Raw genomic sequence first — 22,087 nt, forward strand, 5'->3', positions numbered from 1 at the left:
CGCGGCGCCGGTGCCGAGCAGGCCGGCATTGTAACCCAGTGTGTTGCCGCTGACTAAAAGCCGGATGATCACTGGCGCGACACGACCCTTATGATAGTATTGCCGGCTTCCCGGGGAAACTGCGGAGCGGCGCCATCAACGCCGAATTTTCTGCGGTTCTCCGATCGATCGGCCCGCTATATAGAGGAGACAGCAAAGTGGCCACACCCGCACTGATGCAGAACTACGGCGACAGAACCCTGACTTTGGTCCGGGGCCAGGGCAACTATGTGTGGGACGACACCGGCCGACGATACCTGGACGCCATTTCCGGCATCGCCGTCTGCGGCCTGGGCCACTGCCACCCGGCTGTCACCGAGGCGCTCGTCGACCAGGCGAATACGCTGCTGCACGTCTCCAACCTGTACAACATTCCGGCCCAGGAACAGCTGGCGGACAGGCTGGTATTCCTCTCCGGTATGGACAATGTGTTCTTCTCCAACTCCGGCGCCGAGGCCAACGAGGCGGCGATCAAGCTGGCGCGCCGGCTCGGCAACGAGCGCGGTTGCGCGGTGCCCAAAATCGTGGTGATGGAGGGCGCCTTCCACGGCCGCACCCTCGCCACCCTGACCGCTACCGGCAATCCCAAGGTGCAGCAGGGTTTCGCGCCGCTGCCCGAGGGTTTCCTGCGCGTGCCTTTCGATGATGTGGCCGCGATCGAACAGCTGGCCGCGGCACACGACGATATCGTCGCCATACTGGTGGAGCCGGTGCAGGGCGAGGGCGGTATCAATGTACCGGCGCCCGACTACCTGAACAGGCTGCGCCAGCTGTGCGACCAGAACGACTGGCTGCTGATGCTGGACGAAATCCAGACCGCCAACGGCCGCAGCGGCAAGTTGTTTGCCTACCAGCACGCCGGCATACTGCCGGACGTGGTCACCACCGCCAAGGGGCTCGGCAACGGCGTGCCCATCGGCGCCTGCCTGGCCAGCGGCAAAGCGGCACAGCTGTTTACCGCCGGCAGCCACGGCTCCACTTTCGGCGGCAACCCGCTGGCCTGCCGCGCCGGCCTGGCGGTGCTGGAGACCCTGGAAAACCAGTGGCTGGTCGAGCGCGCGGAAAAACTGGGCGACCGATTGCTGCAGCAACTCAGGTTGCAGCTGGCCGACTGCGCGGCGGTCAGGGATATCCGCGGACTCGGCCTGCTGGTCGGCGTGGAGCTGGACCGCCCCTGCGCCGAACTGGTGGAACTGGCGCGGAGCGAGAGCCTGCTGATCAATGTCACCGCCGGCAATGTGGTGCGCCTGCTGCCGCCGCTCACCCTGACCGACGAGGAGTGCAGCCGGATAGCGGACGTCGTCAGCGCGCTGATCGAACAATTTGCCCTGAGCGCGGCCTGAATCAAGAGGAACCGAACAATGGCCATCAGACATTTTCTGACCCTGCTGGACCTGTCCAGGGACGAGCTGAACAACGTAATAGAGCGCGCCATCGAGCTGAAGGCGCTGCGCGCCCAGGGCATCGCCACCGAGCCCTTCCGCGACAAGGTGCTGGGCATGATCTTCGAGAAGTCCTCCACCCGCACCCGCGTGTCCTTCGAGGCGGGCATGGCGCAGATGGGCGGCCACGCCCTCTTCCTGTCGCCGCGCGACACCCAGCTGGGCCGCGGCGAGCCCATCGAGGACAGCGCGCGAGTCATCTCGCGCATGGTGGACATGGTGATGATCCGCACCTTCGGCCACAACGTACTGGAGCGCTTCTCCCAGTACTCGCGTGTGCCGGTGATCAACGCCCTGTCCGACAGCTACCACCCCTGCCAGCTGCTCGCCGATATCCAGACCTATGTCGAGCACCGCGGCAGCCCCGAGGGCAAGGTGGTGGCCTGGGTGGGCGACGGCAACAATATGTGTCACTCCTATATCAACGCCGCGCGCCAGTGCGACTTCGAGCTGCGCATCGCCTGCCCCGAGGGCTACGAGCCGGACGAGGCCATCGTCGCCGCCGCCGGAGACAGGGTGAAAATTGTACGCAAGCCGCTGGACGCGGTGCGCGACGCCGACTGGGTCTCCACCGATGTCTGGGCCTCCATGGGCCAGGAGACGGAACAGGTGGAACGCGAGCGCGCCTTCCAGGGCTTCCTGGTCGACCACGAGCTGATGAGCCACGCCAACAGCGACGCCATCTTTATGCACTGCCTGCCCGCCCACCGCGACGAGGAAGTGAGCGGCGAGCTGCTGGAAGACGAAAGCATCTCCGTTGTCTGGGACGAGGCTGAAAACCGCCTGCACGCACAGAAGGCGCTGATGGAGTTCCTGCAGGAAAACAGTCGATAACTGTGCGCTTTTTCGCCAGCCTGTTTGCTCCGCAGCCATTTCAACCCCACATTCGTCGTTCCGGCGCAGGCCGGAACCCAGGTGCCACCACTCTGGATACCGGCCTGCGCCGGTATGACGAATGCGCGGAATGGGGATTCGCAACAGAACACCGTCAAAATTTTGAAAGATACCTCCTGCAGGATCGGCGGGGCGGCCGTCCGCCCATGGCCGCGATCGGCCCCTGATCAAACATCGACCAAGGATTAAATTTACGCCACCAGAACTGTCCGTTCGAGTACCACTTTGCTCAAGGACTAATCAAACCGAAACAGTTATTGCCGTGGTTAATTTAAAGGCCGTTTACTATTAAAAAATATTCTTAAAAACCCCGCCGGACAAAAAGCCCTGTACAGCCTTTAACCACCCCCAGTAGCGGCGGGCTCTGGCGTGAAAGTGGCTACTGACGTCCACCGCCTACCCACAATTTATCCACAGAAAACCACAAGGTTATTCGGCTTGAATTAGCCCCTTCACCGCATTATCTTGTAGCCCAGTCGAGGTGCTACCCCTATATATAGGGGTAGCGCCCCAAAAGCACCCCTAGCCGACGGGGTGAAATCCGACGCATTGCCGCCGTTGCGGCAGCAGAGTCAGGCACAGCTTTTTCAAGCGAATTCAGAGGTAAACAGGCGGAAAGGATTATCCGCCGCAGGCACACGCCGGCAGACCTTCGGGGGGACACCGGCGATAGAGCGGCCTGTTACTCAGTGGCTTCCGGCACCGCCGCGACGCCGCTGGCAAAACGACGGACCCGTTCCGCACAACGCACACAACTCGGGGGCCACTCGGTCGTGTGACAGCTGTTCAGGCGGACAGACGCGGAAAAAACAACAGTACAAATCTTGCGGAGATCTTCATGCACACAGAGACAGGGCGCTCTCAATCCGTGCCTACCGAAAATGCGGGCACTTCCAGGGATCAGGCCAACGGCAGCACCACCCTCGCCGCCACTGCGCCGGGGCAGATTCGCGTTATCAAGCGCAACGGCACCGTAGTGCCCTACGACGACAGCAAGATCTCCGTCGCTGTCACCAAGGCCTTCCTCGCTGTCGAGGGCGGCACTGCCGCGGCCTCCAGCCGTATCCACGAACAGGTGGGCGAACTGGTGTCCCAGATCAGCGCCACCTTCAAGCGTCGCATGCCCTCCGGCGGCACCATCCATATCGAGGAGATCCAGGACCAGGTGGAGCTGGCCCTGATGCGCAACGGCGAGCACAAGATCGCCCGCGACTACGTGCTCTACCGCGAGGAGCACGCCCGCCTGCGCGCCGAGAAGGAACAGCAGCAGGCCGCCCCCCAGCCCGCCGATGCCCACCCGAGCATCCGCGTAAAAATGGAAGACGGCGCCCTGATCCCGCTGGATATGGAGCGCCTGCGCACCATCGTCAGCGAGGCCTGCGAGGGCCTGACCGATGTGAGCGGCGATGCGATTCTCAACGAAGCGCTGAAGAACCTCTACGACGGCGTGTCCGAAGACGACATCAACACCGCGCTGGTAATCACCGCGCGCACCATGGTCGAGCAGGAACCCAACTACACCTACGCCACCGCCTGCCTGTTGCTGGACAAGCTGCGCGCCGAAGCCCTGCGCTTCCTCGGCGTGGCCGACGCCGCCACCCAGCACGAGATGGAAGCACTCTACGGTGTGACCCTGGCCGCCTATGTGGAAAAAGGCATAGCGCTGGAACTGCTGGACCCGGCCCTGGCCACCTTCGACCTGGAAAAACTGGGCGCGGCCATCAAGGGCGAACAGGATCACCAGTTCACCTACCTGGGCCTGCAGACCCTGTACGACCGCTACTTCCTGCACAGCAATGACATCCGCTTCGAGCTGCCGCAGATCTTCTTTATGCGCGTCGCCATGGGCCTCGCCATCAACGAAGACGACAAGAACGAGCGCGCGATCGAGTTCTACCAGCTGTTGAGCTCCTTCGACTACATGAGCTCCACCCCGACTCTGTTCAACGCCGGCACATTGCGCCCGCAGCTGTCCTCCTGCTACCTGACCACGGTACCGGACGACCTGCACGGTATCTACGGCGCCATCCAGGACAACGCCATGCTGTCCAAGTGGGCCGGCGGCCTGGGGAACGACTGGACGCCGGTGCGTTCACTGGGTTCCTACATCAAGGGCACCAATGGCAAATCCCAGGGTGTCGTGCCCTTCCTGAAAGTGGCCAACGACACCGCCGTGGCGGTGAACCAGGGCGGCAAGCGCAAGGGCGCCGTCTGTGCCTACCTGGAAACCTGGCACCTGGATATCGAGGAATTCCTCGAGCTGCGCAAGAACACCGGCGACGACCGCCGCCGCACCCACGATATGAACACCGCCAACTGGGTGCCGGACCTGTTTATGAAGCGCGTCTTCGAAGACAAGGAGTGGACCCTCTTCTCCCCGGCGGACTGCCCGGACCTGCACGACCTCTTCGGCAGCGCGTTTGAAGAGCGCTACGAGCACTACGAGCAGCTGGTCGCCGAAGGCAAACTGAAGCTGCACAAGAAAATCCGCGCGCTGGACCTGTGGCGCAAGATGCTGGGCATGCTGTTCGAAACCGGCCACCCCTGGATCACCTTCAAGGACAGCTGCAACCTGCGCAGCCCGCAGCAGCACGTGGGTGTGGTACACAGCTCCAATTTGTGCACCGAGATCACCCTGAACACCAAGGCCAACGACGAGATCGCCGTGTGCAACCTGGGCTCCGTGAACCTGGCCCAGCATATCGAAGACGGCAAGCTGGATCAGGCCAAGCTGGCCCGCACCGTCAAGACCGCCGTGCGCATGCTCGATAACGTCATCGACATCAACTACTACTCGGTGGAAACCGCGCGCCAGTCCAACATGCGCCACCGCCCGGTAGGCCTGGGCCTGATGGGCTTCCAGGACGCGCTGTACAAAGCCGGTATTTCCTACGCCAGCGACGAGGCCACCGCCTTCGCCGACACCAGCATGGAGGCGATCAGCTACCAGGCCATCTCCGCCTCCAGCGACCTGGCGGCCGAGCGCGGCAAATACCAGAGCTATAAAGGCTCCCTGTGGAGCAAGGGCATACTGCCGTTGGATTCCATCCAGGTACTGGCCGAGCAGCGCGGCGAGCAGTTTATCGAACAGGACACCAGCAGCACCCTGGACTGGGACAGCCTGCGCGGCAAGGTGGCCAAGCAGGGCATGCGCAACTCCAACGTGATGGCCATCGCCCCGACGGCGACCATCGCCAATATTACCGGTGTGTCCCAGTCCATCGAGCCGACTTACCAGAACCTCTACGTGAAATCGAACCTGTCCGGCGAGTTCACCGTGGTCAACCCCTACCTGGTACACGACCTCAAGGATCGCGGCCTGTGGGACAAGGTGATGGTCAACGACCTCAAATACTACGAGGGCTCTGTACAGAAGATCGACCGTATCCCGGCCGACCTAAAGGCCAGGTACGCCACCGCATTTGAAGTGGAGCCGCGCTGGATCGTCGACGCCGCCAGCCGCCGCCAGAAGTGGATCGACCAGGCCCAGTCCCTGAACCTGTATATCGCCGGCGCCGACGGCAAGAAACTGGACCTGACCTACCGCATGGCCTGGTACCGCGGTCTCAAGACCACCTACTACCTGCGCGCCCTGGCCGCCACCAGCACGGAGAAATCCACCGTCAGCGGCGGCACCCTGAACGCGGTCAGCGCCGGCGGTGGCAACGGCGTAGCGGCAGCACCGGCGGCCGAACCGACGGCAGCACCGGTACCCCAGGCCTGCTCCCTGGACGACCCGGACTGCGAGGCCTGTCAGTAAGCGCCTTATTCTCTGTTCCCCTCTCCCGCTTGCGGGACAAATCGGCAGGTCAGCCGATTGGGACGCCGAAGGCGCCGCGAAGCGGCGAGCGCCATGGATGGCGCGAGTCAGTGGGTTAGGGGAGAGGGCCGGGCCAAAGGCCCGAATGAACGAACAAAAGAACTCTCGGGGGAGAGCGTCGCAACCGCGCAAGCGGCCAAGACCATGCGCAGCGACCCCGGTCCACCCTGCCCTTTCCGGGGGAAAGGTAGGAAAAAAATACGGACCGGGTGTCGGCTGTGCCCCAACGAGCCTGCCTGCAGGCGAACGCCGGGCGATTTCCTTGGCGCTGAAGGCTCTGCTCGGCAAGGCGGCGAAGCCGCCCCTGGATCCCGGAGCGAGCCCGGGATAACGACAAAGTCAAAATGTCGTCATACCGGCGCGGGCCGGTATCCAGAAATACGGGCACTGAACCCGCCCCCTGCTGCGATTCCCGCTATGGGGCCCGCAGGAAAATGGACAACAAAATCGAACTCACAAAGAAAAGACGGATCAAAAGGCCTACTATGCTGAGCTGGGACGACTTCGACACACAGCCCCAACAACCCAAGAAAGCAACCGAACCGCGACCGGCGCCGGAGACGCTGCAAAAAGAAGTATCCGAACCGGCGGCCTCTTATAGTGCCCACAGCGCTGTAGAAGCCACCAGCGCTCCGGCGTCGCCCGCGGCCCAATCCACCGCTGCTCCTGCCTCCTCCGCAGTCGAAGCCGCGCGGGCCGCCGTAGCCGACCTGGACCCGGCCCCGGGTCTGGAAGAACTGGAAATGGGCGCCGCCCGTATCCAGGTGGACGAAAAGCGCATCATCAACTGCCGCGCCGACCTCAACCAGCTGGTGCCCTTCAAGTACGACTGGGCCTGGCAGAAATACCTCGACGGCTGCGCCAACCACTGGATGCCGCAGGAAGTCAACATGAACAAGGACGTGTCCATGTGGAAAGACCCCGAGGGTCTGACCGAGGACGAGCGCCGCATCGTGGAATACTCCCTGGGCTACTTCTCCACCGCCGACTCCCTGGTGGCGAACAACCTGGTGCTGGCCATCTACCGGCATATCACCAACCCCGAGTGCCGCCAGTACATACTGCGCCAGTCCTTCGAGGAAGCCATCCACACCCACGCCTACCAGTACTGCGTGGAGTCCCTGGGCATGGACGAGGGCGAAGTCTTCAACATGTACCGCGAGATTCCGTCAGTAGCCAAGAAAGCCGCCTGGAGCCTGTCACACACCCAGTCCATCGGCGACCCCAACTTCAAGACCGGCACTCCGGAGGCCGACCAGGAGCTGCTGCGCAACCTGATCGCCTTCTACGCCGTCACCGAGGGTATCTTCTTCTACTGTGGCTTCACCCAGATACTGTCCATGGGCCGCCGCAACAAGATGACCGGCGTCGCCGAACAGTTCCAGTACATACTGCGCGACGAGTCCATGCACCTGAACTTCGGCATCGACGTGATCAACCAGATCAAACTGGAAAACCCGCACCTGTGGACGGAAGAGTTCAAGCAGGAAGTGACCCAGATGATCCTGGAAGGCATGGAACTGGAAGTGGCCTACGCCCGCGACACCATGCCCCGCGGCGTACTCGGCATGAACGCGAACATGATGGAGGAATACCTCCACTTTATCGCCAATCGCCGCCTGAGCCAGCTGGGCCTGAAAGAACACTTCCCGGGCGCCCAGAACCCCTTCCCCTGGATGTCCGAGATTATGGACCTGCGCAAGGAGAAGAACTTCTTCGAGACGCGGGTGATTGAATACCAGACTGGTGGTGCGCTTCAGTGGTAACAACCAAGAAGCAATAAGCAGGGACAACTACAAAAAGTAGTCGCTCACAGGAAGAGAGGTATTGAAAGCGGGCGAAAGCCCGCTTTTTTTGTGCATCCTAGTATCAACTTTGAACCGCGACAAAAGTAATTTGGATTAGTTCAGACCAAATCTGACACATCTCCGTGAAAAGAAGGGGCTTACCGGTTTTGATGAAGGTGACCAAACCTGAAACCAAAACCAAGGATAAATCCCATAATCCATACTAACGATCGCATCATTAAACACAAGACCGGACTGCTCAACCTGGCGGAAGAACTCGGCAATATCTCGAAAGCCTGCAAGATGCTTGGCGTGTCGCGAGATACCTTTTATCGGTACAAAGAGGCGGTCTCCAGTGGCGGCGCGGATGCCCTGCTGGAGAAGAGCCGTAAGCGTCCGGGCATCACACCTTGTCAGACGGAACCCAGTTATGAGGCAGCAGCTCGCCGATAGCACTGGCACGCTGCATGATGTCTTTCAGATACGCATAGGGGTCGTGACCATTCAGCCTGGCTGACTGGATCAGACTCATGATCGCTGCTGCACGCTGGCCACTGCGCATGCTGCCGGCGAACAGCCAGCTACTGCGCCCCAGAGCCCACGGCCGGATCTGGTTTTCCACATGATTGTTGTCGATGGGCACTGCGCCGTCGTCACAGTAGCGCGTCAGCGCTTGCCAACGTTTTAGGCTGTAATCGATAGCTTTGTCCGTTGCCGATCCATTGGGCACCTTTTGTCGGTGCGTTCTCAACCACTGGCGGAGACTGTCCAGTAACGGTTTTGATCGCTGCTCGCGGAGCTGCTTTCTCGCCTCTACGGTGAGCTCTTTGGCTTCCCTCTCAGCATCGTAGAGCTGCTGGATGAGCTGCAGGGCCTGCTCAGCAATCTGGCTTTTGTTTGCTGTATAGAGGTCGTAGAACTTCCGGCGTGCATGGGCCATGCAGCCGATCTCGGTGATGCCCTTGTTGAAGCCAGCCTTGTAGCCGCTGTAGTCGTCGCAGACCAGTTTGCCCTGCCAGCCTTCGAGGAAGGTGCGCGCATTGGCACCAGCGCGGGTTTCCGCGAAGTCGTAGACCACGGCTTTAACTGCGGCAGTAGAGGTACTGCAGTAGGCCCAGATATAGGCGCGGTGAGCTTTCTTCTTGCCTGGCGCCAGCATGGGCACCGGGGTTTCATCGGCATGGAGTACCGGGTGCTGCAGCAGTGCTTCGCGAAGAGCATCCACCAGTGGCTGCAAGGCAACGCCACAGCGACCAACCCATTCCGCCAGGGTGGAGCGGGAGATGGCGAGTCCGGCACGGGCAAAGATTCTTTCCTGCCGGTAGAGCGGCAGGTGATCGGCATACTTGGCGACTAGCAGGTGGGCCAGCAGGCCACTGGTGGGGATGCCCTTGTCGACGATCTGTGGCGGCACCGGCGCCTGGGTGATGCTTTCACAGCGTTTACAGGCCCACTTGTCGCGGATATGGCGCTCCACGGTGAAGGTACCCGGGATGTAATCAAGCTTTTCGCTGATGTCTTCGCCAATGCGTTGGAGCTGACAACCACAATCGCACTGGGTGTGCTCAGGCTCGTGTTCGATGATTCGGCGCGGTAGCTCCGGCGGCAGCGACGACCGTTTGGGTTGACGCTTCGCCGACTGGGGAGTGGACTCAGCGGGTCCGGCCAGCTCCATCTCTACGGCGGCGATATCCGCATCCACCAGCTCATCCAGCAGACTGGCCAGATGGGTGTTCAGTGCTTCACTGCTCTTGCCGAAGTGGTGCCGCTTGAGGATGGCCAGCTCTTGTTTGAGCTTGTCGTTCAGTAGTTGCTGATTGTGGAGCTGGTTATTTTGCTGAGTGATGGTTTGATCTTTTTCCGCCGCCTCAGATAGCAACTGCGCCGCAAGCTGGCGCAGTTGTTCGACATTGAGGTTGCTGAGATCGGGCGGTGTCGTCATGGCCATTATCCTGCCAGAGTCCAGCGCCGATGGTGATTACCAGATGGGACTTTTTCACTGGCGTGTTGGCCAGTGAGGAAGGTTAGAGCATGGCAATACGGTTATCGCGGCCGACCTGATGCCAGGGCAGCCCGATCACCAGTGCCTGTAACTGCTCTAAGGTCAGGGTGACGCGTTCACCCTGCCAGGGTTTGCCCCAGGCAAAGCTGCCTTGGTGCAGGCGACGGGCTGCGAGCCTCAGGCCGAAGCCATCGTGCACCAGTACCTTCATGCGGTTGCCGCGTTTGTTGGCAAATAGGTAGGCACAGCGGGGTTTGGCTTCACCGAACACCTGAACCACGCGTGCCAGAGCCGTATCCGGCCCGGCGCGCATGTCCAGCGGCTCGGTGGCCATCCAGATCTCATCGACCTGAATCACGACTGCAGAGACCGGAGCCAGGGGATAGCGAGGTCGATTTGGGCGAGAGGCCAGCGCACCTTGATACCGGGGAGTTCGAAGACTACGTCGTTTGTCGTCCCGCCTGGGGTAGGCAGGGGTACGGGGACAAACTTCTGCTCGGTGAGCTTCCGTTTACCCTCTGCCTCGCGCCGCCACTTGTGGATGAGGTTGGCGTTAATACCGTGCTGGAGGGCAACGCTGGCGACGGAAGTGCCAGGTTCCAGGCACTCTTTAAGGATCTTGGCCTTAAGCTCTGGGGAATACCGGCGACGCTTAGCGGGTGTCTTAGCGGGGATAATTTCACTCATATTAGGTGTCCACTTGTTGATAGGTGGACACCTAAATTACAGCGCAGAATTTAGCTGGGTAGATGGGTTTGCCGGACGCTTACGAAGAGCCGGCGGGTGTCAAACCACAAGAATCGCGTTGATTCCGCTATCGAAGAGGCGGTATTGGCCTATGCAGTTGAGTAGCCTGCTCACGGTCAGGTACGAGCGTCCAATGAACTACGCAAGCGTGGGGTGTTTGTCTCGCCGAGCGGAGTTCGCAGTATCTGGCTGAGGCATGACCTGGCCAACTTCAAGCTCCGCCTGGAGGCGCTGGAAGCCAAAGTGGCTGAAGAAGGCCTGATTCTCACTGAATCCCAAGTGCAAGCGTTGGAACGCAAGCGCCACGATGACGAAGCCTACGGTGAGATTGAGACCCAGCACCCAGGCTATCTGGGATCGCAAGACACCTTCTACGTCGGTACCTTCAAGGGTGATGGTCGAGTGTACCAGCAGACCTACGTCGACACCTATGCGAAAGTCGCGCACTGCAAGCTGTACACAGCCAAGACTCCTATCGGTGGGGTCGCGCCCGGAAAGCTGGAAAAAACTTAACTTACTGTCCGGAAACAGTTGACCACTACTTACTATGCCGTTACCTCAGCAATGATCTTTCCCTTATAGTTTTCAACAAAACGGCTGAAACACTCATGGTGCACGGCCACGTAGTCAGTAATTCTTAGATCATTAGAGACTTTTGGCTCTATCCTAGCTATTTCTGTGATTTTATTATCAGGAAGAATGTTGAAAATCCTATATCCTTTTTCACGCAATAGATTTTCCATTTGTTGATTACGGCCCGTCCTAAATTTAATAGTGTCTTCATCCAGCTTTTGCCCAGTGACTACGAGAAAATGATTCAACACTTCAAAGAAAACGAAGGGTTTGTGATCCCGTAGCACTTGCTGCAATCCCTCAATTACTTCTAATTCTCCGCCTTCTACATCTATCTTCACAATAGAAATGTCACTCAAATCCATTTGGCTAAATACATCGTCCCCCTTGGCCACATAGATAGACTGCCTGCCAGTATAAAAATCCGCAGGACGAAAACCTTCAATTGTACTTGCCGTGGAATCGACATTGCTACTCCGCTTCAATAACTGTAATACTGCAGAATGATTCGACAAGCCGACCGGAAGGAGAGTGTGTGTGCTCAGTCTATTCTCTTTAATAAATTCGCTGATAAAATAACAGCAGTCAAGCTGGGGTTCGAAGCCGATATATTCCCTGTTTTGATCAAAAGATAGTAATTTCCCCAGCGTTTGCCCCCTATTGGCACCAACGTCAACAAAAACACCTTGCTTTGACTCCAGCGCTGCTTTGTATGCGACATCAAGCCATGCTTCATGCTCATTGTCGAGAGATAGACGGTTTACAAAAAAACTCTTCGCTCTATACTGCCCATCACCGATTCTTCTTGATTTGATGTGGTTTACGAGGAGGCTCAACGCTTTCCGCAGCCTATAGTAAATACGTTTTACAATTGAAAGAGTATTCATTAATTCTCGATTCCGAGTTTACTAGTCTAGAGAGTGCGACATCGATATTCATCCGAACTGATAGGATGGGTCAACAAACTCGTTTTCCCTAAGGCTCTATGTAAGTGGTTAGTATCATTTTAATCTGACCACGGTAACATAGGAGTAACAATTCCGCCCAATTTTATAAACACGATACTATCAGAGTTTAGTAAGAGAGCGTAGGCTTTCCTAGCTGGTCTTACCCACGATAAGTAGACACCCTAACTATGCGCTTTTGCGCTCAAATTCCGCAGGGCTGATATGCCCAATAGCGGAGTGCCTGCGTACTCTGTTATAGAATACTTCAATGTATTCGAAGATACCGCTCTTTGCGTCCTCAATACTCTCGTATTGTTCTGCAAATACTAGTTCGACTGTGAGCCGACTAAAAAACGATTCCATTGCTGCATTGTCCCAGCAATTTCCCTTCCTGCTCATACTGGGCTTGCAATCATTCTTCTCGATAAAGTAACGGTAATCTCGAGCGCGATACTGCACACCTCGATGCGAGTGGATAATCAGTCCGGGGCGAACCTACCGGCGCTGAAAGGCCATCTTGAGAGCGTCCGTTACCAACTGTTCTGTCATGCTCGCATCCAGGGCCCAACCTACGATCGCCCTCGAGTAAAGATCCATCACCGTCGCCAGGTACAGCCAGCGATCGCGCACCCAGATGTACGCGATATCCGTAGTCCATTTCTCATTCGGCTTCTCGGCGATAAACTGGCGACTCAGCAGATTCTCTGCCACGTTACTCATCGCTTCTGCGGGAGGGCTATACTTGAAACCCTTTCCATTGCGGGCTCGTATTCCTCTCAAACGCATGATTTTCACTACGAAATTGACGCTACACTTGATGCCCACCGCATTCAGCTCCTCTGCGACCCTGGGAGCCCCGTAGCGCACTTTGAACTCCGCATAGGTTTCGACGACCTTGGCTTCCAGTCGCTCTCGACGGCAAGCTGACGCGCATTGCGGACGCTTTTCCCACTTGTAATGTCCAGACACGGATACCTTCAACAAGCGACACATCACTGTCAGTGGAAAATCATCGCGATACTGCTCGATCAGAGCAGTACTTCACTCTTGGTTTTTCGCGAAGTACGCCGTCGCCTTTTTTAAAAACTCGACCTCTTCTCGGAGCGTTTCATTCTCGAGCCTGAGCTTCCGTACCGATTCACTCTCTTTCTTGGAATAATCTACCCCATCCAGGGAACTGAACTGCTTATCAGAGAGCCGATGAAACTGCCTACGCCAGTCATAGATCTGTCCAGGGTGAATCCCCAACACACGCGCGACTTCAACGGCAGTTACGCCCTCTTGATCGCTACGACGAACCACCTCCCGGCGGAACTTTTCTGTATATGCCGTAACCTTTTACTTACCCATGGTACACCTCCATGTCAAGCCGAAACCTAACTATACAGGGTGTCTACTAAACGTGGGTAAGTCTTTAGCCTAACGCCACCTTGTCGATAAGAGAGGGTGGTAGAATTGGTTTACACGTCAGACTTCCCACCCGATTTGCTCTAACTCTCGAACGTTGGCTTCGTCCCGTTGTCGGTTGACTTCCAGCTTCGAAACCCAGAAATCCAACTTAGACTTCGGCAGCCGTGCCAAGGAGCAAGAAGGGTCAGGGTGCCGGTGCCAGAAGCAACCGTGAACGAAAACGACCCTCTTCCTTCCAGCAATCACAAGCACAGGAACCGGCTTCCCGGGTAAGTTCGACTTGTGCAGTCGGTACCGGCACCCCACGCCGCGCACCATCCTTCGAACACGCATCTCGGGCTTCACATGCTTGTTCCGGATATGTCCCATTCGTTCGCTTCGTTCGGCCTTGATGAGCGTGTCTGCCATTCGTTGCCTTGGGTTCGGCAGAACACACAGGGCCAATGTCAGCCGTTCTCGTTCACTTCGGTTGGCTGGAGCATGTCCGCTTGCTGATCGTTCTTGTACCGCTCAACGAACGCTTGCACGGCTTGCCGTAGCACAGCCGATCCGCTCATGTTCATTGATACATACAGGTCAACGAACTGGTCATGAAGTTCTGGTTCGATCCGGACCCACAGCACTGCCATTTTTTGCCCATGGAAAGAAAATGTAGCACATGTAGCTACAGAACTAAAAGAGAACCGGGTCGGCTCTTCACCACCTTCTTCTCCATTCCCACGGGGGCAACCGGCCACTTCCGGGCTGTGCCCACAGACCCGTTTCGCTGCCTGGGCTTCGTTCTCCAAGTCGTACAATCGGTTATCAGTTACGCACTTCTGGTAGACCCAACTGACAATCCACTTCCCAGACCGACTGGAAAAACACATTAGCTCGTGAGGCTATATGGCTGACACAGAGTTTTGAGCACCCTCCGACTGGTCTGAAATACTCTAACAGATCAGTGCCGCAAGAACCACCATGCGAGCCTTGAGTTCCAGCTCACAAACAGGAGAATACTCTGCCACCAATTCAAACTTAATCTTTTCTGATACTTCCTAATTTCAGGCAAGTATTTCCTGTACTGCCTCCAAGATAGCTTGAATAGATCCCGATGCTTCTGGAAAGCGCCCCAGTCAATGCGAAAGTCTTCAGGAAAAAATTGAACATCAACTACCGGCAATGTCCCAGGTTTATGTTCAAACATCCGGGTACTCTGGTCGTTCATGAAGTGATTTAAATGACCGGCGAATACGCCATCCAGGCTAAGATCGTAGTGTAATTCCACCGATGAAAGAGTTTTCCAATCATCTCCACCAAGGTCTACACCCTTCTCCAGTTCTTGTTGAAAATTAGATATTAGATGAGCTCTAAACGGAAAACGATCACCAGCCGACAGCCCCCATACCTCTCGAGCAATTCTTGCTTGCTGTTGATCACTGCCTTGTGCATACCAAACATCTGCATGAGAGTGATGGAGCGTGAAAACAGATAGTTGATGAACGGCGGCCCTGCACAGAAGCGTTAACCCTGTCGACCTAAACCAATTAAAACGATGCCAAGGAGCCCAAGTTCCAAATGGGTACTTAGAGGAGGAATATAAATCCCATTCATAAGTCTGCTTTACTCCTAGAAACTTGATAGATGGAACCTTATCCCCCAGTTCCAAAACGTGCGATTGCAGCTTCTCAACAAAATCTACTGACAGAATATCGTCATCGTCTAGGTTTGTCGTCAAAATAAGATCACAACCTCTTGACATATATCTCTCTAGCCACGCGAGCCTGGCCAAGTTGTCGCTCGCACTGTACACATGCAGATGTGACCTCTTTCTCTTAGCAATGAGAGACCGCAACCTTCTCCGGTACTCCATCGGTAAGTCAGGGTCGATAATCAGTATCCAATCAAAGTTCTGATTAGTTTGTGCCAAAACGTTTGGCAAGCATGCGGACTCAAACAATGCAAACCTAAAATTAAGACGAGAAGGGTCAAGTGGATCGCTATTAACAATTCCGTCATTGCCAGCACGATTTCCGGGGCCATCGACATTCATTCTATACGAGAATCTTGTCAACAAGACATGGCCAATAGTCAAGGGCTTCATTCGACACTCCATTCAGTTTTATTTTCCAACTAAAGAACCAACTGCTTCGAAAATCTTCCATCTTATTTACCGCGAAGCCAAGCCTTAGCGTACAAACTAATCTTGAGCACGAAACACAAAGTATAACTTTTTTACGCGTTTTCCATAGCATCAAGATGCTACAGCCTAGCAAATAGGTTCTGGCAATTAAATACTACAAAATGTCAACACACCGTCAGGCTCAAAATAGGTAATAACTTCATACTCTTTGCTACTGAATAACCTACCCTTAAGATAATCACTCACAGATATACTCAAGAGGGCACCTGTTGATGTTTTCTGAACATCCGTCACCCGAGCTTCTTCAAACCCAAAATATTCCCCAATCTGATGGTGCACAGCTTTGAAAAAAGACTCCTTCGCAGAGAATATAATTGTTACCACTTGCCGCACTGATAAATTCAAACGAACAAACAAGTCCTCCTCCTCCATAATAGTAACAACACTCCGCAAGTTCTGGACTTCAAAATCTGCTACCCACTTTTCAATATCGACACCGATTGAATCAGAAAGCGCTACTCTTGGCTTAACAATTGCAATAGCCCTAGCTCGGTCATGACTTATCGATCCTACACTCCCCCTAGGCCAGACTGGGCTACGATTCTTTCCTATTACAACGTTGCTATCGGAGTATCCCAGCTGTAACAATGCATGTTTTGCGCAATACCGACCGGCCAAAAACTCAGCCTTTCGTTTCGGGACAGCCTTAACCAATTCCACCGGGAAATTAATATCGTACTCTGTAAAGAGCATGTCGGAATAGTATTCAGCGTCAAACCGACACATGATTATGGCGCTGCCACGCAAAGCCTGATGTCGAAGTTTAACTTGCGCACTCATCATAAACACGGTGAATTGCACCTCCGTGGAGTTAAAACTTACCGATTTCAGAGTAATTCATTTAACCAATGATATCAGCTACTAGGCTGAGCACCTTCTCTTTGTTACTATCAATGAAAAAGTGATTACCATCTACCGCATTCAATGTGCAATTTCTAGTGAAGTGCAGATCCCAGGCTTTTGCATCTTTAAGTGGGACGGTATGATCACCAGTCCCATAAAACACATGTGCTCGAGAGTTAAGCTTACTTAGACTTTGCTGGTAACTATCAACAAGTTTGAAGTCAGCTCTCAATGCCGGGATAAAAATGGTCTTAAGCTCTTCATTTTGCAAAACAATTTCTGGAGTTCCGCCCATATTACGTAGCGCCTCCAAAAATTCTGTTTCAGGCAAATCATAGATAGGAGCATCTTTACGCTTTACTGACGGAGCGGGACTTGCGGATGCAATAAAATCTTTAGGGCCGGGAAAACCTTTTCTAACAAGCTTCAATGCAACTTCAAATGCAACTCTGGCGCCAAGACTGTGGCCAAGCATAATATAGTCATCATCGATTAAAGCGCACATATTATCCGCTACAATCGTGGTTAATTCTTCCATATCATCAATAGGCACCTCGGCTATCCTACCGGCTCTGCCGGGAAATTGGAGCCCTAATACTGAGACATGTCCTGGCAACGAATTATGCCAAGATGCAAAAGTTGAGGCGTTTCCGCCAGCATAGGGAAAACAAAAAAGCTTTTTATAAGGGCCATTTTTTTTATTGAACACTGAAAACCACTTCAATTGCATACGTAAATATCGTCCATTGTTCTCATGTGGGTATTTTGACTCTTATACCAGACCGGCTAAAAAAATTTATTCAATACTGCCGCTTAATCAAGCGGCGTCCCGATCAGCGGTTAATACCTCTTCTATATCTTTGAGTTTCACCTCAATGATTACCTTCGCGAGGTAGTCGAGGCCCCGGAGTTTTCTCCACCTTCCTTCCGAATAAATTCCTAGATTAAACAACATATGCAGTATTCCACCTACCAATAGGTTGCCTTGAAAGTACTTTATTCGATATCGCACCGTCCCACCCGTCAACCCTACTAGGTTCGCGGTCCAGATGCTCATCCAGTACTTGGCTAGGAAATCGTATGAGCTCATCAGTTATTCATGATCCGTTAGCCACACTCGGTAACTCTCTGGGTTTTGCCTCATACGCCATGATGATGGTATCGAATACATTCTCCACAACAGTCCAGTCTCGGCATGCTAGGTGTTGTCCAGGAAATGCTTGATTTTCCGAAGACTCGACCTGAGCAGCTTGCTGAGCATATTCACCGCCTATTGTGTACCCGGCAAAACTGCGGGAGCGTCTCCGGCTAGACTTCTTCCAGCGCCACCCTCTCCCCATGGCGCCATCTCCAATAACCGGTTCTGGGCCATTCATGCCTCGCACCTTCTAACTATCTGGTGCACCTTTTCAGCTAAGCGTCGATTACCGACACCCATCTTCAGTTACCTAAAGAAATATTACCCGTGCTCGTTCGCGCCAATGACGACTAATTCGGAGAGCGTGCATTCTTTCGAGCGAAGGCCGCTGCACATACTGTCCTCCCGGACGTGCACCTAGTGATCTTAACTAAGTCGCGCGGTTCGCCAGATATCTGCTCGCCCTTCCGCTAAGCCTTTAGGCTAGCCATCATGCGAGCCAAAAGACCTCTCGCTACCAGGCCAACCAGTTGTCGAAACGGCATCTTCCATTCCTCCAATTGAAACGCTCTTCAGGCATGACCATGGTAGCACAACTTCCAGTGAGCACACATTGCCTATAGACGGCTGCACCAAAATCAAGCAGCAGGTAACTGACTCTCCGCCTTTACTACGGACCTTCGGCACCTTAACAGTTAAGACGCCAAACACGGCCTCTACATTACGATATCGCACTCCGGCAGGTCGTCATTGTGGGCTACTGTAACACGATTATCGAACAGGCGACGGTACACACCTCCTTTCCGAAGATCGACAGCTCGGCCCCGATCGCCCACTGCAGCGGCTACCGCGCGTCACAGCCAAGCAACTCAGTTAGTTGGCATAAGATTCTTATCGAGCTGTAAATTCAACACCCATATTTCTTTAATAGCGGCGCACTCTTGACGCATTGATTGGCGACAACGAATTAACTAAGAACGCTTCTCACTTTCAAAGCTCCGAAGGCTAAATTCGATTTCAACTCGCGAAAGAACTAACGCCGATCTCAAAGCGCACCACGATGCAACCATCCACAAATAACTTTAGCCTATTCTGAATCTTATTAAAATTTACCGTAGTTTAAAAAAACAGCGATCCAGCAGGTAAGTCATTCACTAAGTACTTATGACTTTGCGTGTCACTGAAGTCGCACTATCGTAACCGAAAAATTCGAAGTCTTTTGTAAATTTTTCCTCAACCATCTTTATAAGCTGAGGAGTATAATACTTTGACAATAACTCACTTGCATCTGTGGAATGTGCCCTCTCGCTAGCAGCAAAACATCCATGATCGGCATTAATTCTACGAAAAACCTCGATAAAATCGTTCTCAAAGTTCTCCATTTTCCCTAAGAAATCATAGGAAATCGTGTCCTGGTAGGTTTGATAATATTGAACTCGCCAATGCATGTTCATCTCAGAAATAGGCTGGTCACATACAATGTTCACGAACTCATCAAAAGAGAACTGTTTACTTATCGAATATTTCTCAGAACCAAGAAAATCGATCAGACCTTTTGTTTGAAAAGTTCCTGGTTTAATTTTATCCAGATAGGCAGATAATAGCCTCGCATAAGGATTTCTCGAAAAACAAAACTTAAAGATTTTATGGCTTCTTATCAGCTTATCGAAGTCGCCGACTTGACATGGCAGTAATAGTGGCGATCGAATTCTTTCATGAAGCTGCTCTGCATTTTCCAACCGGAAAGCTGGGTCTCCTAACTCAAGTCTATGTAGGCTGTTTTTTATTGTTGTACTGCACACCTTTGGGGTATCAGTATATAAATAGCCATGCTGTAAAGAAATATGTATAGAAAATGAAAAAGTCGAGATAGGCACATGGGTAGTGTACTTATCAAATTTTTCCCTAATCTCTGTACTAAAAATTTCCATCATAAGCCTCAATCTGACACGCAATTAGTTTTCTAACATAATCATTATCCAGGATAGAATAGTGATTAGCATCTATACTATGGGTTTTTAAAGGGTTTTTCATCAATACACCCCAACCATAATCATCCCCCGCCGCCTCCACTTCGCGATGCCGCTGAGCGGCTCGCAACAAAGTCACGTTCAATGGTCGAGATAGTGCCACTGGCTGGTAAGCCAGATAACACTGGCAATTAGCACGATAGACATTTTTAAATGCGCTGAATTGCGATTTAGTTATTACGATATCGTCACGATTGAGCGTATCGACAATAAACTCATCGTGCCTATTATCTGGAAGCTGTCGAAACTTATCGGCATCCAGAACAGATTGAACACCAAATAAACTAGCTATCGCAGTAAACATTTCCAGAACATAGCCTACATCTTCCTTATCATATCTCCCTAATAGTCCTGTAGCCTGAATAACCGACGGAGCAAAAGAGTCAATAAGAACCAAAGATGCGACATCTTTGCCATCAACCATTAGCTGCCTAGCCATTTCATAAGCAACAACGCCGCCATAAGAGTGCCCAATAAGATGATAAGGTCCCGACGGCTGAAGTACCTTCAACGCATCAATATTTACCTTGGCCGTCTCCTCAACACTATTCAGAACTGGATTTATACCGTCATGCCCAACCGCCAAAAAACTATACAGAGGCTGGTTACTATCTAAAGAGTGACATAGAGACTGAAAGGACAAAACATTCCCTCCCGCCCCAGGCACCGCAAAAATAGCGGCCTTATCACCTCCTTTTTGCACTGGCACCAGTATACTTGAAGGATTTTCCGCTTTTTCCGCGATCAACTCCGCCAAGGCCAATGCGTTAGGAGCTGAAAAGACAGAAGCTAGGGGTAATGATAATCCAAACTGAGTATTAATAATTGCAATTAACCTTACTGCCAGTAATGAATGCCCACCTAGCTCAAAGAAGTTGTCAGTGACTCCTATCTTCTGCGGATCTAATCCTAATAATTTAGCCTGAATATCTATAAGAGCGTGCTCCACTTCATTTTCAGGAGCAAGATACTCGTCTTCTAGATAACTTCTTTCAGGTGCGGGCAGTAATTTTTTGTTAACTTTTCCATTTCCAGTCAATGGCCACTCTTCAACGATAATTATGATTTTGGGTATCATATACTCCGGTAACTGCTCACCCAATTTCACTTTAATAGAGGTAATGTATGCAGACGATTCGCCCTCTACAAGCGCACTAAATAACTTTATATAACCCACTAACTGTTGACCACCGGCCAACTCTGCAGAAATCACTAAAGCGGAATCAACCCTATCCTGTTTTGTCAAATGTGCTTCAACTTCACCCAACTCAACCCTGAAACCTCGAATCTTCAGCTGATCATCGATACGGCCAAGAAATTCTAGATTACCATCCGGCAAATATCGCACCAGATCACCAGTTCTATACAAACGCGGCGAGATCTTTGAATTAGTTTCATCATAAAAAGGATTATCAATAAATCGTTCGGACGTAAGACTAGGGCGATTTAAGTAGCCTCTTGATAGCCCAGCCCCACCTAAGTATAACTCGCCGGATCCTCCAAATGGCGCAAGTGATTGGTCATTTGGGGAGAGTATGTAGGCCTGAGTATAATTTAGCGCTTTCCCAATATGAGCTTGGTTGCCGTTTATTTCAGCCATCGTACTATTAACTGTGCATTCGGTTGGGCCATAAACGTTGCGAAAGCTTCCTTTTTGTCCCGCAAGGCAAGCAAGCTCTTCCCACAATGAATCGGAAATTAACTCTCCCCCTATGAGTAAATATGGAGGAGTAAAGCTTTTCCACTCACTTAACCAAAACTGTAATAGGCTAGGCGTACAATCAATCAATTGAACACCGTGCAGCACAATATAACTTTGTAGTTCCTGTGGCTGTAACTTTAACTCTTCAGCTATGACTACCAAAGTTATACCACTAATTAAGTATACAACCCCCTGCAATGATGCATCGAATGCATAATTTGCACACCAACCCACTCGCGAAACATTATCAAACCATGTTTCCATCTCTTTAGTTAGGGCGAATAGACTCTGATGCTCAACCATGACACCTTTAGGCTTCCCCGTAGACCCGGAGGTGTAAATCACATAAGCCAGATGGGAAGGTGTTAGACCGGTACCTATTACATTCAGGTTTTCTGTACTGTAGTCAGAATAGATGTGCCTATTGCTTTGAGCCAATTCGTCCAACTCTAATACATGGCCATTGAACTCCGCCAAGACACTTTTCATATGACCAAGACTTAAAACTACACCTAACTCAGCATCCTCTAA

At 53.2% G+C, this 22,087-nt stretch carries 17 protein-coding genes and 4 pseudogenes; 6 read left to right on the plus strand and 15 right to left on the minus strand.

Annotation, left to right across the window (positions count from 1 at the left end):
• Positions 1–197 precede the first annotated feature (197 nt).
• The 5 genes and pseudogenes from IG627_RS11355 to IG627_RS11375 all read left to right on the plus strand — a co-directional run.
• Positions 198–1,382 (plus strand): aspartate aminotransferase family protein, encoded by a 1,185-nt coding sequence (locus tag IG627_RS11355; protein WP_193192482.1) that lies wholly within the window; start codon positions 198–200, stop codon positions 1,380–1,382.
• Between the two features lie 18 nt (positions 1,383–1,400).
• Complete coding sequence (gene argF / locus IG627_RS11360; protein ID WP_193192483.1) at positions 1,401–2,315, plus strand: ornithine carbamoyltransferase; 915 nt, start codon at positions 1,401–1,403, stop codon at positions 2,313–2,315.
• A gap of 898 nt (positions 2,316–3,213) precedes the next feature.
• Entirely contained in the window at positions 3,214–6,135 is a 2,922-nt protein-coding gene (locus IG627_RS11365; protein ID WP_193192484.1) for a ribonucleoside-diphosphate reductase subunit alpha, read from the plus strand.
• Between the two features lie 545 nt (positions 6,136–6,680).
• Positions 6,681–7,961 (plus strand): ribonucleotide-diphosphate reductase subunit beta, encoded by a 1,281-nt coding sequence (locus tag IG627_RS11370; RefSeq protein WP_193192485.1) that lies wholly within the window; start codon positions 6,681–6,683, stop codon positions 7,959–7,961.
• 234 nt (positions 7,962–8,195) lie between these two features.
• Positions 8,196–8,387: pseudogene (locus IG627_RS11375) on the plus strand (helix-turn-helix domain-containing protein); the annotation flags it as partial.
• On the opposite strand, the gene tnpC reads toward IG627_RS11375, so the two are convergent.
• The 3 genes from tnpC to tnpA all read right to left on the minus strand — a co-directional run bounded on the left by tnpC (position 8,386) and on the right by tnpA (position 10,671).
• Entirely contained in the window at positions 8,386–9,924 is a 1,539-nt protein-coding gene (gene tnpC, locus IG627_RS11380; RefSeq protein WP_193192486.1) for an IS66 family transposase, read from the minus strand. The pseudogene IG627_RS11375 and the gene tnpC overlap by 2 nt on opposite strands.
• Positions 9,925–10,006: 82 nt before the next feature.
• Positions 10,007–10,342 (minus strand): IS66 family insertion sequence element accessory protein TnpB, encoded by a 336-nt coding sequence (gene tnpB, locus IG627_RS11385; protein WP_193192487.1) that lies wholly within the window; start codon positions 10,340–10,342, stop codon positions 10,007–10,009.
• Positions 10,339–10,671 carry an IS66-like element accessory protein TnpA gene (tnpA, locus tag IG627_RS11390; RefSeq protein WP_193192488.1) on the minus strand — a complete coding sequence of 111 codons (333 nt, stop codon included), beginning with the start codon at positions 10,669–10,671 and terminating at the stop codon, positions 10,339–10,341. Before tnpA ends, tnpB begins: the two co-directional genes overlap by 4 nt.
• Before the next feature lie 78 nt (positions 10,672–10,749).
• On the opposite strand from tnpA, the pseudogene IG627_RS11395 reads away from it, so the two are divergent.
• Positions 10,750–11,208 (plus strand): annotated as a pseudogene (locus IG627_RS11395) (IS481 family transposase); the annotation flags it as partial.
• A 68-nt stretch (positions 11,209–11,276) separates the two neighbouring features.
• Here IG627_RS11395 and IG627_RS11400 read toward each other — a convergent pair.
• The 12 genes and pseudogenes from IG627_RS11400 to IG627_RS21280 form a co-directional block, all read right to left on the minus strand.
• Positions 11,277–12,191: an FkbM family methyltransferase gene (locus tag IG627_RS11400; RefSeq protein ID WP_226864945.1), complete on the minus strand. Its 915-nt coding sequence runs from the start codon at positions 12,189–12,191 to the stop codon at positions 11,277–11,279.
• 246 nt (positions 12,192–12,437) lie between these two features.
• Positions 12,438–12,710: an IS3 family transposase gene (locus IG627_RS21260; protein WP_377483713.1), complete on the minus strand. Its 273-nt coding sequence runs from the start codon at positions 12,708–12,710 to the stop codon at positions 12,438–12,440.
• A 36-nt stretch (positions 12,711–12,746) separates the two neighbouring features.
• Positions 12,747–13,283, minus strand: coding sequence for an IS3 family transposase (locus IG627_RS11410; protein ID WP_226864973.1), 537 nt, complete (start codon positions 13,281–13,283; stop codon positions 12,747–12,749).
• A gap of 9 nt (positions 13,284–13,292) precedes the next feature.
• Positions 13,293–13,565 (minus strand): annotated as a pseudogene (locus IG627_RS21265) (transposase); the annotation flags it as partial.
• Positions 13,566–13,718: 153 nt separating this feature from the next.
• Positions 13,719–14,069: a very short patch repair endonuclease gene (locus IG627_RS21270; protein WP_193192493.1), complete on the minus strand. Its 351-nt coding sequence runs from the start codon at positions 14,067–14,069 to the stop codon at positions 13,719–13,721.
• 38 nt (positions 14,070–14,107) lie between these two features.
• A complete protein-coding gene (locus IG627_RS11425) occupies positions 14,108–14,449 on the minus strand; it encodes a hypothetical protein (RefSeq protein WP_226864946.1) in 342 nt (113 codons plus the stop codon).
• 152 nt (positions 14,450–14,601) lie between these two features.
• Positions 14,602–15,756 (minus strand): glycosyltransferase, encoded by a 1,155-nt coding sequence (locus tag IG627_RS11430; RefSeq protein ID WP_319024554.1) that lies wholly within the window; start codon positions 15,754–15,756, stop codon positions 14,602–14,604.
• A gap of 174 nt (positions 15,757–15,930) precedes the next feature.
• Positions 15,931–16,626, minus strand: a complete 696-nt coding sequence (locus tag IG627_RS11435) for a 4'-phosphopantetheinyl transferase family protein (protein ID WP_226864974.1) — start codon at positions 16,624–16,626, stop codon at positions 15,931–15,933.
• Between the two features lie 58 nt (positions 16,627–16,684).
• Positions 16,685–17,416 (minus strand): thioesterase II family protein, encoded by a 732-nt coding sequence (locus IG627_RS11440; RefSeq protein WP_193192497.1) that lies wholly within the window; start codon positions 17,414–17,416, stop codon positions 16,685–16,687.
• 1,562 nt (positions 17,417–18,978) lie between these two features.
• Positions 18,979–19,755, minus strand: coding sequence for a sulfotransferase family protein (locus IG627_RS11445; protein WP_226864947.1), 777 nt, complete (start codon positions 19,753–19,755; stop codon positions 18,979–18,981).
• Positions 19,742–21,202: an alpha/beta fold hydrolase gene (locus IG627_RS21275; protein WP_404932092.1), complete on the minus strand. Its 1,461-nt coding sequence runs from the start codon at positions 21,200–21,202 to the stop codon at positions 19,742–19,744. Before IG627_RS21275 ends, IG627_RS11445 begins: the two co-directional genes overlap by 14 nt.
• Before the next feature lie 159 nt (positions 21,203–21,361).
• Positions 21,362–21,919: pseudogene (locus IG627_RS21280) on the minus strand (AMP-binding protein); the annotation flags it as partial.
• Positions 21,920–22,087 lie beyond the last annotated feature (168 nt).

This window comes from Microbulbifer taiwanensis, from assembly GCF_014904815.1.
GTDB classification, from domain to species: Bacteria; Pseudomonadota; Gammaproteobacteria; order Pseudomonadales; family Cellvibrionaceae; genus Microbulbifer; species Microbulbifer taiwanensis.

Coding starts and splice junctions, on each gene's coding strand:
- tnpA (WP_193192488.1), bottom strand. CDS start 10,671: ATGAGTGAAATTATCCCCGCTAAGACACCCGCTAAGCGTCGCCGGTAT.
- IG627_RS11370 (WP_193192485.1), top strand. CDS start 6,681: ATGCTGAGCTGGGACGACTTCGACACACAGCCCCAACAACCCAAGAAA.
- IG627_RS21270 (WP_193192493.1), bottom strand. CDS start 14,069: ATGGCAGACACGCTCATCAAGGCCGAACGAAGCGAACGAATGGGACAT.
- IG627_RS11435 (WP_226864974.1), bottom strand. CDS start 16,626: ATGATGAGTGCGCAAGTTAAACTTCGACATCAGGCTTTGCGTGGCAGC.
- argF (WP_193192483.1), top strand. CDS start 1,401: ATGGCCATCAGACATTTTCTGACCCTGCTGGACCTGTCCAGGGACGAG.
- IG627_RS11430 (WP_319024554.1), bottom strand. CDS start 15,756: ATGGAGTGTCGAATGAAGCCCTTGACTATTGGCCATGTCTTGTTGACA.
- IG627_RS11440 (WP_193192497.1), bottom strand. CDS start 17,416: ATGCAATTGAAGTGGTTTTCAGTGTTCAATAAAAAAAATGGCCCTTAT.
- tnpC (WP_193192486.1), bottom strand. CDS start 9,924: ATGACGACACCGCCCGATCTCAGCAACCTCAATGTCGAACAACTGCGC.
- IG627_RS11445 (WP_226864947.1), bottom strand. CDS start 19,755: ATGGAAATTTTTAGTACAGAGATTAGGGAAAAATTTGATAAGTACACT.
- IG627_RS11400 (WP_226864945.1), bottom strand. CDS start 12,191: ATGAATACTCTTTCAATTGTAAAACGTATTTACTATAGGCTGCGGAAA.
- IG627_RS11365 (WP_193192484.1), top strand. CDS start 3,214: ATGCACACAGAGACAGGGCGCTCTCAATCCGTGCCTACCGAAAATGCG.